The sequence below is a fragment of the Haloarcula amylovorans genome (assembly GCF_004681185.1).
Classification (GTDB): domain Archaea; phylum Halobacteriota; class Halobacteria; order Halobacteriales; family Haloarculaceae; genus Haloarcula; species Haloarcula amylovorans.
Genome location: NZ_SRIF01000003.1, coordinates 132,619 through 147,742 on the forward strand (window position 1 = coordinate 132,619; position 15,124 = coordinate 147,742).

General features: G+C 58.7%; 10 protein-coding genes and 2 pseudogenes. 4 read left to right on the forward strand and 8 right to left on the reverse strand.

The window, feature by feature from the left end; translation table 11 throughout:
• Nucleotides 1-78: 78 nt before the first annotated feature.
• Nucleotides 79-420 carry a cation-transporting P-type ATPase gene (locus E4S61_RS15125; RefSeq protein WP_245180763.1) on the forward strand — a complete coding sequence of 114 codons (342 nt, stop codon included), beginning with the start codon at nt 79-81 and terminating at the stop codon, nt 418-420.
• Nucleotides 421-779: 359 nt separating this feature from the next.
• Here E4S61_RS15125 and E4S61_RS15130 read toward each other — a convergent pair whose 3' ends face one another.
• Nucleotides 780-2,204, reverse strand: a complete 1,425-nt coding sequence (locus E4S61_RS15130) for a sodium-dependent transporter (protein WP_135304803.1) — start codon at nt 2,202-2,204, stop codon at nt 780-782.
• A 115-nt stretch (nt 2,205-2,319) separates the two neighbouring features.
• Here E4S61_RS15130 and E4S61_RS26685 point away from each other — a divergent pair.
• Nucleotides 2,320-2,406, forward strand: a pseudogene (locus E4S61_RS26685) (type II toxin-antitoxin system PemK/MazF family toxin); the annotation flags it as partial.
• A 128-nt stretch (nt 2,407-2,534) separates the two neighbouring features.
• On the opposite strand, the gene E4S61_RS26185 reads toward E4S61_RS26685, so the two are convergent.
• The 6 genes and pseudogenes from E4S61_RS26185 to E4S61_RS15165 all read right to left on the reverse strand — a co-directional run bounded on the left by E4S61_RS26185 (nt 2,535) and on the right by E4S61_RS15165 (nt 7,317).
• Complete coding sequence (locus tag E4S61_RS26185; protein ID WP_245180765.1) at nt 2,535-2,798, reverse strand: type II toxin-antitoxin system PemK/MazF family toxin; 264 nt, start codon at nt 2,796-2,798, stop codon at nt 2,535-2,537.
• On the reverse strand, nt 2,798-3,157 hold the full coding sequence (locus tag E4S61_RS15145; protein WP_135304804.1) for a MarR family transcriptional regulator: 360 nt from the start codon (nt 3,155-3,157) through the stop codon (nt 2,798-2,800). The genes E4S61_RS26185 and E4S61_RS15145 overlap by 1 nt, the downstream gene beginning before the upstream one ends.
• 391 nt (nt 3,158-3,548) lie before the next feature.
• Nucleotides 3,549-3,830, reverse strand: a pseudogene (locus tag E4S61_RS15150) (hypothetical protein); the annotation flags it as partial.
• Nucleotides 3,831-4,086: 256 nt separating this feature from the next.
• Complete coding sequence (locus E4S61_RS15155) at nt 4,087-5,322, reverse strand: ABC transporter permease (RefSeq protein ID WP_135304805.1); 1,236 nt, start codon at nt 5,320-5,322, stop codon at nt 4,087-4,089.
• Entirely contained in the window at nt 5,319-6,554 is a 1,236-nt protein-coding gene (locus tag E4S61_RS15160; protein ID WP_135304806.1) for an ABC transporter permease, read from the reverse strand. The genes E4S61_RS15155 and E4S61_RS15160 overlap by 4 nt, the downstream gene beginning before the upstream one ends.
• Nucleotides 6,547-7,317, reverse strand: a complete 771-nt coding sequence (locus E4S61_RS15165; protein ID WP_135304807.1) for an ABC transporter ATP-binding protein — start codon at nt 7,315-7,317, stop codon at nt 6,547-6,549. Before E4S61_RS15165 ends, E4S61_RS15160 begins: the two co-directional genes overlap by 8 nt.
• A 198-nt stretch (nt 7,318-7,515) precedes the next feature.
• Here E4S61_RS15165 and E4S61_RS15170 point away from each other — a divergent pair, with 198 nt between their 5' ends.
• Nucleotides 7,516-8,379 (forward strand): hypothetical protein, encoded by an 864-nt coding sequence (locus tag E4S61_RS15170; protein WP_135304808.1) that lies wholly within the window; start codon nt 7,516-7,518, stop codon nt 8,377-8,379.
• 589 nt (nt 8,380-8,968) lie between these two features.
• Here the strand turns inward: E4S61_RS15170 and E4S61_RS15175 are convergent.
• Entirely contained in the window at nt 8,969-13,654 is a 4,686-nt protein-coding gene (locus E4S61_RS15175) for a multicopper oxidase domain-containing protein (protein WP_135304809.1), read from the reverse strand.
• A gap of 575 nt (nt 13,655-14,229) precedes the next feature.
• Between E4S61_RS15175 and E4S61_RS15180 the strand changes: the two genes are divergently transcribed.
• A complete protein-coding gene (locus tag E4S61_RS15180; RefSeq protein ID WP_135304810.1) occupies nt 14,230-14,916 on the forward strand; it encodes a DUF6517 family protein in 687 nt (228 codons plus the stop codon).
• Nucleotides 14,917-15,124: the final 208 nt, after the last annotated feature.

The window sequence follows — 15,124 nt, forward strand, 5'->3', positions numbered from 1 at the left end:
CCCGTTAGTCAAATGACGCCCTGCTTCTGTACTCGACACTGACCACTAAGTCGTCCCCCGGCGTACTTCCAGTAACTAATGGCTGTCTCCGCTTCGACGGACACCGAATCCTGGTATTCGCGGGGGCTAAGCCAGATTTACGACTCTCTTGACGCCAATTCAGATGGTCTCTCAACCGAGGAAGCTGAAAGCCGACGCTCGGATTACGGCCCAAATCGCCTGCCGAAGGCAAAGCCGGTCACCGTGTGGCAGATCTTCCTTCGTCAGTTCAAGAACCCGCTCATCTACATTCTCGCCATCGCAGCAATCGTCTCGTTCGCCATCGGCGATGAGACTGACGCCGGATTCATCGCTGTGGTGCTCTTGGTCAATACGCTAGTCGGCGGTATCCAAGAGTGGCGTGCGGAGCGCAGCAGCTAGGCACTCCAACAACTCACCCGTACCCGTGCGACGGTCATTCGCGATGGATAGAGGATTGCGATACCATGTCGCTAGTATTCGTCTGTGTCGGTGCTGTCGAATTCTGGGAAGTCACTATACGCGAGAGGGGCGCCAGTACGCGTCGCGGGCCTTTCCCGACTCGTCGTCTCTGCCTTCCAGCGATTGTCCAAAGTCAGACAGCTTTTCCGCCACCCCTCAGTACGCGCAGTCCGCCATGAACACGAAGCTCTTGGCAGGCACTGGTAGTTCGCCGATGAGACTGCAAACCTGAAACTCCCGCCGCCCGAGATTTCTCCGCGTTCAGGCGGAGGGGGATGTCAAGTTACCGCAATATCGGATCAGCGCCGCCGACTGCGGAGGCGAGGCGGAGTCCGAAGGCGGTCCCGAAGTTCCCATCCCAGTATTGCAAACGATAGTAACAGGACGGCAGCGACGAGCAGACCGAGCGAGCCGTTTCGGGCGTGATCGACGATAAGTCGCCACGCCGGATGGACGATACCGACGCCCTGTGCGGCGATGACGACGACGAGAACTATCGGAATCAGATACCGAACTAGCGGGTAGAGCCGCCCGAGTTCCTCGTGAATGATCTCGAGATCTGCGACCCAGACGAAGGCGAACAGGAGACAGAGCGCCGAGATGGGGAGTGCAAACGTCCCGACCGACTCGTCTACTAAGTCCAAAATCGGTCGCCCTGCGACAGCGAGGCCAACAGGACTATAGCTCAACGCGGAGGGAACGCCGGCGACGAACACCCCACCCGTCAACAGTAGCGTCGCTTGCCGACGAGAGAGTCGCGTCGTGTTCTCCACGGCGGCGACGCCGACCTCGAGGAGCGCCACGGACGACGACAGGGCGGCGAAAAAGAGGAGCCCAAAGAAGCCCACCGCAATGAGCCGTCCAAACGGCATCGCCGCGAACGCCGTCGGTAGCGTCGTGAATGCGAGTTCCGTTCCGAGGGTTGGCTGGAGGCCAAAGCTGAATACGACCGGGAAGATAACGAGACCGGCGATAATGGCCGCTCCGATATCGGCGACCGTGATCACGAACGCCGATCTGAGGAGATTCGTCTTCGCATCCACATAACTCCCATAAGTGAGCATGATTCCTTGGCCGACGGACATCGAGAAGAAGACCTGTCCGAAGGCGGCACTCCAGATACCGAGATCCGTGAGCACCGAAAACTCCGGTGTGAACAGGAAGGAAGCGGCCTGCGTCCATTCGGGGAGCGTCACCGCGTACAGTGCAAGCACGGCGAGAAGCACGAACACGGTCGGCATCACTACTTTTGACATACGTTCGATACCGTCGCGGACACCCATTGAGACGACACCGCCAGTCACTGCCGTTGCAACGATGAAGTATCCGATGGGCTGCCAGCTCGCGGTAAACGAAGCAAACGTGGTCTGTGAACCGAGACCCCACGAGAGGGAAAATCCGAGTACCCACCCCGTGAGGACGAGATAGTAACTGAGGATAAGGAGGACGCCGCCGAGAACGAGCCACCCGAGCGCTGTGTATTCCGTTTTGATCGATCGAAAGGCAGAGACGACGTCCGTCCGGAGGGACCGCCCGATGGAGAGTTCCAAGATGAGCATCGGCACTGCACAGATGAAGGCTGCGATCAAGTAGGGTACGAGATAGGCACCGCCGCCGTTCTGACCGACGACAGCCGAGAACCGCCAGATGTTCCCGAGGCCAACCGCGGCTCCAACCGTCGCGAGCACGAATCCGAATCCCGAGGACCACCGTGCTGTAGTCATGTTTCAGTGTTGTCGAGCGGGCATTTAAACGCCAGTTCTTCGTGCAGCAGAGCCCGCTCGCTCCCGAGCGAACCCGTCAGGGTGAGCGAAGTAGGGTGGGGTAGTTGACAGGTGGGAAGACACCCGACCGTGGCTGATTCTCTCGAACCACGAAGGGCATCTGTTCCATGGCGAGCAGTATATTGTGATAACGCTCACTTCAGGAGTGGTTCCCCATAGTCAACTTCCCTTTCAGCTTCTGCAGGCAGTAGGGTATCAGTTGGTAGGGGCTGGAGTGTACCGGTGGAGTTCGATAATCGCCTCACCGACGACGGTTGGTGTCAGTTTCCCTTACCGGCGGTCGAGATCTCGATGTTTGATCGTTGCTGTATACCAGGGCGAAATGTAGGCGTCTTTGGCTGACCCACCGTCGAGCCAGGCGGCATCTGCGACAGCGACTGCGCCGGAGTGCCGCTGGGTCGTCATCGCGAGCGCGATACACTCAGTATGAGAAAACGGATGGGAGTCGTCACTGATGATAACCCATGGTCGGTACGACGGCCCAGACTTATGCGGGGCTGGTCCCCACCAGACGTCGCCTTGCTCGTATGCCATCACTCCTCGTCCTCGGCGTCGTCGGCACCGGGACCCCACTCAGCGGGGTCTTCCGTACCGAGGCGATCGGTCGCGGCACGTGCTGTTGCCATTGCAGACAGTGTTTTATCGACGTCAACGTCGTCACTGATCGCCCAATACTCGCCGCGGTGCCGGACGAGGTCACGATCCTCGAGTCGTGAGAGAACGACGCCGATACTTCCGCGTGCGACAGCGGTCGCTTCGTGGATTTCTTTCGGTGTGTATGCCTGGTCTGGATGAGCTGCGAGAAAGGAAAGGATTTCCTCAGCGTTCGTGCGGCCGCCTGATCGGAGTTCTTCGCCGGTCCCCTCCTCGAAGCGTTCGATATCAATCGGCATAGTGTGTAATTGGTGTCAGCGTGTAAAAGATGTAACGGCTGGTACCGGCTCACTGAGAGGCAGGACGATGGACAGCCAGTACGAAGATACTGTTGAATCTCCAGACAGATATTGCCTGGCAGTAATGTAGTGAAGTACCTCAGGGACAAGCCCTGGGGCACTTGCCGTGAACCGCCTGTGGATTGGTCCGTCACACCCGTTGTGAACCGGAGTTCGGGACTGGTCGCTCCGTTCGTGTTACGACCACTCACGCCACTCCTGCAAAGAGGGGTTCGTTCCCGGTTCCTGCAGCTACCAAACAGCAACGCCAGCGGCAGCAGGCCATGTGCCACCGCGTTCGTTAAGGTTGGTCCCGTGTCGATTCCCTTCTTAGACCGTGCTCGTCACAGGGTTACTCGGACGACTCCACCACAACGGGTGTGACACCACCAGTCGTTGCTTTTCGGTCGCTGTCCTCCAGCAAATCTAAGCCGACGTAGCGTTGCTCGACCAATCCTTCGGCAGTGTCGCTATCCATCGCCAACAATTTGGTCTGTGTCTGGTCTCGACCGACCTGTCGTGTCTTCTCGACGGGGTCGTCGCCGCCAACCTTGATCAGCTTCTCCCAGACACGTTTGACCGTTTGACGATGTGGCTCCTTGCCGAGTTCGGCAGTCAGGGCGGCCTCCACGTCTTCATGAAGACACGCCACTGCCATCATTACGACACGACTGTGTGGGTCATCTATCCCACGCAGTATGTGGGGTAGGCTCCGGCATGTTGTTATTATATCTCTGAATTTCATGAGCTACTACCGGCGAAGGTGAACAGTATCTACGAAGTAACGGCTTCGTGGTCTCGGACGCCAGTGAGGCACGCAACTTGGATCGCCTGTGATCAGCTCAATCGGCGGCTAGCTTGATGGAACGAGTTCCCCGGCAGAACGCTCGTTAGCTACGTAATGTTGACATCGGTTCGAGGCGGCTGAGACGCCAGCCAGCGACAATTGCACTTACGAGACTCATCCCGATGGTGATACTGAAGCCAATCGGCAGCAACAGCGGTGGTGTATGGACGAGATTTTCGAACCCCACGATAGCTGCGGTCACGTAGTTGAGGCCAGCTACGACCGGATATGTTGTCAGCAGCCCGATGATACTACCGACTATGCTCAGTAGTATCGCCTGTGACACCACGACACCTGTCAGTGTCGTTGGCGAACATCCTAGTGCATTGAGCGCGGCGAGCTCGCGCCGCTGCTGATAGATGAATGAGAGTAACAGATTCACCGTGAGCGCCGTCCCAGCCAGCACCGCGAGCACCACGAGGCTAATACCGCTGGCCACGACGAGTGCTTGTCGTTCAAGCGTTGCTTGCAGCTGCTCGCGATTCGTTCGGACCGTGTACGTCGGGTACTGTTGCTGGAGTGTCTGTTTGACCGGGCCAGCGCTGACGCCATCTTCGAGACGGATCGTCACGAGGGTCGCTCGGTCGGCGCCAGTGGTCCCGGAAAGTGACTGTAACTCGCTTAGATGCATCGTCGCCGTGCCGGTCCCGAGGAATCGAGAGTACGTGGGTGAAATACCGACCACCGTGAATGCGTTTTCCTTCGCACCTGCGATAGTGCCCCCGACATACAGTGTGTCACCGGGTTCAACGCCAAACCGCTGTGCGGTCTGTGGGTCGAGAACGATGGCGCGAGTCATGGGCCCGTTGTAGGTACCGTTCGCGTAGTGAACATCGTCTCGTTCGAACCCAGGTCCTTTCGTGATGTCGACGGAGGGGCCACCGCCTGGCACCCCTGCGGCGACCATCGTCTTGAACTCAGAGGTGTTTGTCCCGACATACACCGTCTGAAAGGCAAGTGGGACAGCTGCCCGCACTTCCTTTCGCGACTCGATTTCGGTCGATACCTGATGGGCATCCACAATGCCGTTTTCGACACCACCAACGCTCTCCGGAGCGAATTGGATCGGTCCGCCAGTGACCCAGAGATCCCGATCCGCGGTATCGAACTTTTGGGTGCCGGTCTCAACAACGCCGACACCGACGCTCGCTAAGACAGTCGTCGCGAGGACCGCAACGGCGACACCTAGTACTGCGAGAATGGTTCGTCCACGGTCATGGCGGAGGTGTGCACCCCCGAGACCGAGCATTGCTCTGAGGCGATGGAACAGGCGAGTCATTGGAGGAGGTCCTCCTGCCCCACTGTCCGATGAGAGAGAAACACGGGATACGGAGCAGCAAAGAGACCTATAAGGACCGCGATGCCGAGACCGTAGACGATGAGCGCAGGGTGGAACCGAGCGACTGCTGGGACCGGGAGATACTGTTCGACGAGTAGGTTCGTCACCACGATTCCCCCGCTTCCGAGCAGCACGCCACAGCAGCCACCACAGACGGTAATTGAGAGGGTCTCAGCGAGAATGACCTGCGCACGTGACCACGGCGAAAAACCGACCGCATCAAGGACAGCAAGTTGTTGTCGGTCGGCAGTAATCTCTAGGCCCATCATTGTCGCGACGAAGAGCACGCCGATGACGAAGACGACAAGAAACGCAGCTACACCAATGGCTAGTGCGAGGTTCGATGTCCCGAGTCTGCGAGCGGAGAGGCCACCTTTCGAGACGACCGTCGTCCGCGGATAGGCCTGTGTAAGCTGGCTCTCGACGCCTGGTGCGTCAGTACGAACGAGAATCTGATTTGCTTGGTCGGCTGTCTCAGCCCCCGTGAGTGACTGGAGTTCACTCAGATGGACAAGCATCACCGGCACTGATCCGCCACCTGTCGAGAGGCCCGCATTGTCGACATGCGTGACGGTGAATGAACGCGATTGGTCGTCCGTTCGCGGGCGGATCGAGTCCCCCTCGGCAACCCCAAGAAGTTCCCCAACGGCCTCGCTGACGACCGCTTCGCCGGTCCAGGGTCCGTCGTAGTCACCGTCAGCGTAATACGGATCAGCCGATTGCAGCGGCTGCGTCGAGAGGCCCGCGATACGCGCCGCATTTTCGTCTGGCACGACTCCTACCGCGAGGACGTACTCCTCGCCCTCTGTCCCGGGTGTTTGAACCGGTAGCAACGCCATCTGGACTGGCGTCGCGTGATCGATGCGGTCGTCTGTCGAGAGGCTCGCTGCTGTCTCGTGGACGGCACCGAGTTTCGGGCCGTCGACGGCGACAGCAGTCGTCGTGCCACCATCTTCAGGGACGATCCAGTAGTCGACTGCGTCACTCCGGACCGTCGACTGTGAGGCGAGTCCGAGTGCAATCCCGCTGACGGTGACCACGAACCCGATCGCGACGGCGACTGCAAGGATACTTAGAATGACGCGTCGGGGCGAGACCCCGGTCGCGCGGCCAACGACGCGCCGAACGCCGAGGGCGACGAGTGCGAGGTGGCGCCGACCACACTCACGCATTGACGACCTCGCCGTCGCGCAACCGAATCACTCGGTCGGTCCGCTGCAGAGCACGTTCGTCGTGGGAGGCAAGCACCACAGCTCGATCCCCGTCAGCAGCGAGCGATTCGAACTGGTCGAGGATCCGTTCACCAGTTGCTGTGTCGAGTTCGCCAGTGGGTTCGTCAGCGACGAGGAGCGACGGTTCGGTTGCCAGCGCCCGTGCGACAGCCACCCGTTGTTGCTCGCCGCCGCTCAATGCACCGGGTTTGTGTGTCGCTCGCTCGCCGAGGCCGACTCGGTCGAGTAACGCTTTCGAGCGCTCCCGCCGAGTCGCTTTCGGCACCCCGCGTTCGATGAGTGGTAGCGCCACGTTTGCTCGTGCCGACAGCGCTGGGAGAAGGTGAAAGCGCTGGAAAACAATCCCGACGTGAGTGAGTCGGAGTCGCGTTCGCTCTCGTTTTGTAAGGCTCCCAACGTCGGTCCCGGCGACTGAGACGGTCCCGGAGGTCGGTGCATCGAGTCCTGCAAGCAGATGTAGCAGCGTCGACTTCCCACTTCCACTGGGGCCGGCGATACCGACGAACTCGCCGGGCGATAGTTGTAGTGATACATCGTCCAGCGCGGTAACTGTGTGTGCTTTGGACTCGCCGCCAAATCTGCTACTGCTCCGGCGATACACGCGTCCGGCACCGTCACAGCCGACCACTGTTGTTTCGGCAGTGGTTTCGCCCGGACTCTCACCGTTCCCCCACTCTAGCGGCAGCTGATCCCCATCCGACATTGATATCGCGGTCTGCTCTCGGGAGGGGGAATAGTATACTCGCTATAACGCGCGTGATCGGGTCGCTGTGCGACAGTAGATATCGTCTACGTTCCAAGTAGCTAGACTATTCCAACAACTGACTGCGCTGTAGTCAGTTTCATGCGCCTCGCGTGGACTAGCATCCTCACTCTGGCACTCCTGAGCACTACGCTGCCTATGGCTATTGCAACGCCAGGGGAAGCGTACGGTCTCTCACTCGGAGAAAGTACCGACATCCCGGAGCGGACAGTTCCAATCGGTGACAACCGATTCACTGTCTCAGAGCTCACTCGGACGAGACCCGGAGAGCCACTCACTGTTGCCGTGACAGTACCAGACGATACCGATGCGTCGCTCACTCTCTATACCTCTGAACGGCGGATTTATCGACAGGTCACCATTGCGGAGAGCGGGACTCGAACGCTCTCGACTACTAACCTTGAACCGGGATCGTATTTACTGGTACTCGCGTCGGATGATACCGCTCGTGCGATTCACCCAGTTCTTGTCAGCGGGTACTCGGTAACCATTGATGCGCCATCTATCGCCAAGACAGGAGGACAGGTGAGGGTCTCGATGACTGCCACTCGAACGGCTAGCGAAGACGCTCCTGCAGGTGTCAGTGCGGTAGTGTTCAACGAAACAGAGATGGTATCGGCGACGGGTGAGCGCATAGGTGACGGGCAGTATGCGGCGACGGTCCCGCTTCACGAGCTGTCTCCAGGAAACTACACCGTGTCCGCGACTGTGCACGGCGAGGAGACGCTCTATGGAGAGCCGGTTCCACTCGGAATGAGCGACGGAGATCGTATCCGTCTTACCGAGGGTAACAGTACGGGCGATGCTACCGCTGGTGCGGCGGTGACTGGTGAGGCTGCTGACGCCACACACTCTGTGGAACGGACTTCAACAGGCGATGCCGTAATCACCCCGAACGAGACTGTCGATTCCGCTCGGTCACCTCACGGGCTGGCCGTGTATTTTCTGGGGGCTGGGATGCTTGTAGTAGTGCTCGCCGGATTCTATCTGCGTCCACGATAGGGCCTCTCAATCACGCTTCCTAGCACTGGATGGTCCTCTTTCGTCAGGCAACTTTCTGGGGTCTCGGTCGTCGCCAACGGATTCCTACTGCAGTCAGACTCGCCGATGTTGTTGTCGAAGAATCATCTCGTGATCTTGAGGCAGAAGCGAGACACTCGGCAGCAGAACCGATCATGGATCCACCGATGGCAGTCAATATCCCGATCTCACAACTTGTTGGACGTTGTGGACGACAGCTTGCAGTGCGGTTCCCGATACGAACGGCCGGTGTCCCGAAGCTATCGCGCTTGCTCATTATCGAGAGAGGAGAACCGGGTATGGCACTCCCATTGGCGATCAGGTCGTAAACGTAAGTTCCCAAACCAGCGCAAATGGCGTGGAAAGTTCACGACTGTAGTCGGGGGAGTATGTCACCAGAGAAATATGGAACGAGATCTACTACTGCAGAATACTTGACAGCGACATTCAAAAATATCGAATAACGGCTATGATCCTTCGACAATGTAATGTTGTCTGGCACTTCTCGTCGACACTACTGTCGTCAGCAGCAAAAAAAATTGGAGTCGTATTGTCGTGCTATTCGACGCAGTCAGTCATCGAAGAACGACTGACAGCCACGCACGGTCAGCGTAGTGCCATCCGCTAACGTGGCGACGACGGTTCCCTTCTCTGAGATAGAGACGTCGTCCAGTTCGACATCGACTTCGTCGTCACCGAGCGTGACCGTTGCACTCTCGAAGTGTTCAGCAGTGTGCTTATCGAAGGTCACGTCGAGGTCCTTGCAGTTTTTGACTGTCAGGACAGTGTCCTTGATGAGTTCGAAGATCGAGTCGGCAGCGCCGGTGTCGTTGACGACGATATCGACCTTCGGGTCACCGTCGTTGGGTTCGGCGACGACTCGCATGTCCGCATCCGAGAGATCCGTGATATCATGCTTCTTGGCCGGGCCGAAGAACAGGTACGCTGCACCGGCCTCCTTGCTCCCGAGCACACTGTCGGGGACGCCGATAACGAGGTCTTTCGTTCCGTCACCGTCAACGTCGCCCTCAGCAACGATCCACTCCGGTCGCTTTTGCAGGGGCATACCGTCTGCCCGGTCTGGGAGCGGTTGAACCGATTCCTTGAACTGGCGCATCTTCTTGCGAACGCGGAAGATACCCCAGAGACCGCCTTCGAGGCGACGACGTTGCTTGGTGTCGCCTTGGTAGATGAAGTCGCCAGTGCTCTCGTCCAGGCCACCGGCGTCACCCTGTGGTTGGAAGGTGAGCGACTTTCCGGGTGTGATCTGCCCGTCGACCCCGATGTACGGTGATTCGTCAACACCGGGGAAGTCCTGCCACGGGTGAGAGGCGAGGTGGAAGTCCATCCCGCGCGGCTTATCGCCGTTCTGACTCACGTGGAACGTCACCGGGTCGCCGAGATACGCGTTGAGTATCGGCGTCGCTGGGTCGCCGTGCTCGCGGGAGCTGTAGACGAGGTGTTGTTCGTCGGAGCCGGTCTGGAAGCGCCGCACGAACGGTTCTGCGCGGTAGTTGATGCCAAAGAAGCCCTGGTCTTCCGGGTCACCTTGCTGCGGACAGGGGTCGTCGGGGTCGAACTCGGGATCGTCTTCGGGCGCTGGGACCACGCAGTCGTCGGGGTCGTCCTCGTTGAGGATGAACAGGCCATCGCTCATAGCGAGACGGTAGTCACGGAAGTCCTCCCCGTTCGGGTCCTTGATCATGGCCGTGGAGCTCGTCGCGGCGTGATCGCTCTTCGAATGATCCAGTAGCGGCTCGGCCGTCTTCGGGTGGAGCCACTCGGTGTCTTCCGGCGTGATGACGATGTTGCCATACGCCCCGTGGTGTCTATTGCTCCTGAGGTCCGCCATATCCCAGAAGATAGCGCTATCGCGGCCATCGTCGGCGAACCATCGATACGTGATGGTCTCGCCACGTGGGACTGTCTGGTCGTAGTTGAATCCGACCGTCGCGCCGTCGGACCCGTTGACGTCGTACATGAGCCGCAACGTATGCATCGAGATACGGCAGGATCGGTCCCAGTCCTGATTATTGCGCATCTTCGGATGGGGGTGGTCTTCGTTCAAATCCTCGGGCAGGTCGTTCGTGAGGTTGATCTCGATGCAGTCGTCGGAGTTCGCACGGAGGACGAGCGGTTCGGGGCACCGGTCGCCGTTCTTAATTTCCTCGACGTGTTCGTCGAGCGCGAAGACGATGCCGTAGGGGTCGTGGTCCCCGTAGTCGTCGTACTCGACCTCCGTCTGGAACGCAGTGACGTTGTACTCCCGAACGGTCGCGTCGTCCGGACAGGGTTCGCCGGGGTCTTCCGCCATCGGTGGCTTCTCGCCGACGTAGTCGTTCTGTCGGGCCTGCTTGTCCGCCGGGAACGCTTTGTCGTCGGGGTCGTCGTGGTCGTGGCTGTCGTCGTACAGCAACTTCGCTTTCTGGCCCTTCTCGGTCCAGTCGATCTTGCTGTGGGGTGCCGGATGACCCATTTTCTTCAGTTCCCACTCGGAGATCTTGCCGTCAGGCGTCCCTCGGTCGGGGAGCGGTTGCAGGTGTTTCACCTCGGCACCGAAGCGGCGGTTGACGCCCCACAGTCCCTCCCAGATGTCGTCTATCATCGCCGACCCCCAGAGGTAGTCTCGCACGGGGAGGTCGAACGGGTTGTCCAGCAGGTCGAAGTCGAGATCCTCCTCGACGAAGAACGTGAACGCCTCCGACGGGCCGATGAGTTGGGACGTCGAGTCCTCCGTGTCGAAGCCCACCGGGTTCGGCGGGTAGCCGTGCATGAAGAAGTTGTGATGCTCTTCGTACGCCCCGTGGAACAGGCGGACACGGATCGGGTCGTCCTCGTAGGCCTCGAACACCGGCGTCTCGGGATCGCCGTGACGCGCGGAGCTGTGGACGTACGCCGGGTCCGCGTCGTCCCGGTGGTAGTACGGCGAGTTGCGGTAGTTGACTGCCATCACGCCCGCGTTCTCGTTGTGCTGGATCTGGTTGACCAGGAAGTCGCCGTCGCGGTCGACCAACTGCGCGAAGTCCTGATAGTGAAGGGCCTGCTCGCGGAAGTCGTCGCCGTTCGGATTTTCGATGATGGCCTGCGCTCCGGCCCGGATCTCTTCGCCGGAGTACGGGTCGTACCATTTCGAGCCTTCGGGCTCGACGATGAGCCCACAGAACGACCCGTGCATCACGTCGTCAATACCAGTAATGTGGTCATGGAAGAAGATCGGTCCTTCTTCATCGGCGTACCACCGATAGATGTGCTCGCCGCCGGCGTCCGTCTTCTGGTCGTAGTTGTATCCGGTCGCCAACGAGTCCGACCCGAGCGGGTCAAAGCCGACGAAGTGTGGGTGGACCGAGAGATCCTTGTCTGTCTCGTTCCGGCAGGTCACCTCGATACACTCACCGACGTTGGCCCGGATAAACAGTGGCTCGGGGTTCATCTCCCCCTCTTTGATGGCCTCGGCGTCTTCTTCAAGGGCATAGACGATTCCCTCGGGATCATTGTCACCGGCGTCATTGTAGACGATCTTGGCGTCCAGCATGACGATGGTGTACTCACGGTCCACCTCGCCATCGGCCTGTGGACCACCAAAGTCACCGGTCTTCGGGTCGCACGGGTCCGCATACGGCGCACCCGGGAGGAAATCGTCACCGAAGGCCGCCTGCTCTTCCTCAGTCAGCGGACGGTTGTCGGGTTGACCGGGTGACTTCGGCGGTGCTTGGCCCTTCTCACCGGGGATGAACTCGGGGAACCCGGGCGTGTCCGAGTCTTCGTCGAGGATCCCATCGGTGTTCGGAAGTTTTTCGAGGTCTTTCTGTTCCTTGTCGTAGACGCGCATGAACCCCCACATCCCCTCGCCGTAGTGCGGGAAAAGGTGACAGTGGAAGAGAATATCTCCGGTCGCCCCGTGAGCGTAGCCGGCACCGACCTCGAACGCCTCTTCGAACGTCATCTCGGGGCGGGTCGTCGTCAGTCCCTCACTCCCGTTCCCATGTCCTGCAACGAGATACGCCTCGTAGGTGTTCCCGAGTCCAATGTTCTGTGCGTCGATCGTGTCCGAATCCGAGCGCCCGGTGATCTCCTTCCAGCGGTGCTGGTGGAGGTGGTGGACGTGACGTTCTTCAACGGATGCACCGATGGCCGTGAACTTCACCGGATCGCCCTTGTACGTCTCGTAAACGTTATCGCCGCCGCCAGGGTCGCCGTTCGTCCACGAGCTATAGAAGAACTCTTCGAGGTCACAGTCCGCACACTCGTCGTTAACGCGGTTGCCAGTTGGATCCGCCCGGTAGTTGATGGCGTGCGGCATCTGTGGTTCATCTGTTCCCGGGAACGTCAGCTCACCGTCGGGATTGACCATGCCTTCGGGCGTGTGGTAGTAAACGGCGAACTCGCGGTAGCTCGTATCGAGTTCGGGGTCGTGAATATCCGCGCTGACGCCGCTTTTCAGTTTCTCGCCGGTCTTCGGGTCCGTCCACGTCGCGCCTTCGGGCTCGACAATGAGCGCGCCGAACAGCCCGAGCGACGTGAGGTTCGCCTCTTCGGGCGTCTCCTCGGCGCTGAAAAAGGCCTGATTCGCACCGTCCAGGAAGAAGTGCGTCCCCTCGTTGGCTGCGTACCAGCGGTAGGTGATGGACTCGCCCGGTGCGACCGTCGTGTCGTCGTTGTACCCGACCGCCATACCGTCGGAGTCTTCCACGTCGTAGGGAAGCGCCATCTGGTGCATCGACGCACGCTGGTCGAGGTCGTTGTGGAACTCGATTTCGACGATATCGCCTCTGTTCGCGCGAATCGTTAGCGGCTCGAGGATTCGCGTATCTACGTCGTGTTTCTTCTCGTGGTCGTCGTGATGGTGGTGATCATCGTGGTGATGGTTCTCATTGTGGTGATGATCATCGGGATCGTGTTCGTTGTCGTCGAATTTCTGCCCACCGTCCTCGATGAGGTCGAATGCACCATCGGGCGTGACGCCCGACGCTCGCTTCGCTTTCTCCTTGTTCTCTTCGAGGACGTACATCCGGCCATTGGGCTGATGGAGGCCGAATCGGTTGTAGACGATATCAACTTCGATCGCATGAACGTCGAAGTGGCGAACTTGTCCGCCATCGTCGGGTTCGTCCGGGACGTGGTCGGTACGCTTTTCCTCACCAGCGCTCGACGCCCCGGCAGGGAAGGCGGCGGCCGCAGCGAGTGAGCCGCCTCCCTTGAGGAAATTCCGTCTAGTCGTTCCACCGACAGTTCCAAGAACTTGCGCCTTGTTATCCACGTCATCTATCCTCTCATCGGGACTGTCGGATGCGTCCCCCTGTAATGCAGGCTTATCGGACCGATCGGTCTCAGAACCGTCTTTTGACATCAACTACCTCAACAAATCTCCCACTAATTGTATGAGAGTGTATAATGGGATTTAATAGATATTTACACATCAGTAAATAGTAGCTACTAGCTATTCAACTGCATCGTTATTTTTTGAATTATTGCTAGCTTAGCAGTGTTCCTACATTGATATGATATATACTTTGATGAAATACAAAGAGAACTCGAAAATCCGCTCCCAACCGGATCGGTGAGCGGAGGAGTACAGACGTTCGCTTCCATGTCCTGTCATCGAGGTGGTGACGGCTGTAGGCGGGGTCGACAATCACCACTCGAAACGATAATCGGACAGTGAGTGCGTCTGCGTGCTCGTGTGACATCCTCTCCGCTGTAAACGGCGGGGCGATGACTCTCTTCACAGAATAACAGCGGGAGAGATATCGGTGCAGTAGTCGGTCGAAATATCCGCAGTTCCATCCCGTAGTTAATCCATTCTTAAACGGATCTCCCCTCTCTTCACCGGTAATGGGTGAGACTGGCAGATACGCCGCCGCGGTCGCAATCGGCGTATTAGTCGTGTTAAATAGTATGCTGATAGCGGGCGCAGTAGGTGACTCGCCGATGGAACCGGATAGAGACGATATGATGACCGAGTTCGTTGCGAGCCCCGTCGAAGTGTGTCCGGAGACAGTCGCACAGACACCGTATCAACGAGAATCGGGAAGCCGGTACAATGTTACGCGCAACTTCGAGGCACTCGATATGCCCCACGAGGTAGTCGTCTCAAACTACGTCACTGAGTACTCTCATGAGGTGGAACGATCAGATGGCACGGCTGAGACGGTGAGTACGTCCGTCGTCATCTCAACCCCGAAAGTCGAACGGCTCGGACAACCGGTGAACCCAATTGCCCGATGGTCGCCAAAAAAGCTCGCTCGTGAGTTCGGCACCCGACTCGACGGATACGGCACACTGGAAAACTTCACTCGACGTGGAACGTATTCGATCACCATCTCCGCCCAAGAGACAACGGCAACTAGCTTCGAGACGATGAGTCAGACCAATGCCAATGAATCCGCGCGCGTGGCCGTCGACGTCGCTCTTGCCTCCTATCAAGACGACCTCATTATTATGGCAACGGCCACTCGTTCGCCGAACGCAGACGTTCAAACTCCAGTGGACACTTCGGAGACGTGTCTACACCAGCAGTGAACGGTGAAGTCAACGCTCTTTACCGCTATCGATCGGACATTCTTCCGATAGCGACAGGGGACGGTCGAGTGTTCGAGTTTGGATTGAACGCAGACTACTGTTCCCTTACTCCGCCCGTAGGTAACAGCGAATGGAAAGCAAACGTGCGTCGTGATGCTTATCGATACAGTTTCCAATAATACATAAATTGGTAGAAGGGATTAGAACA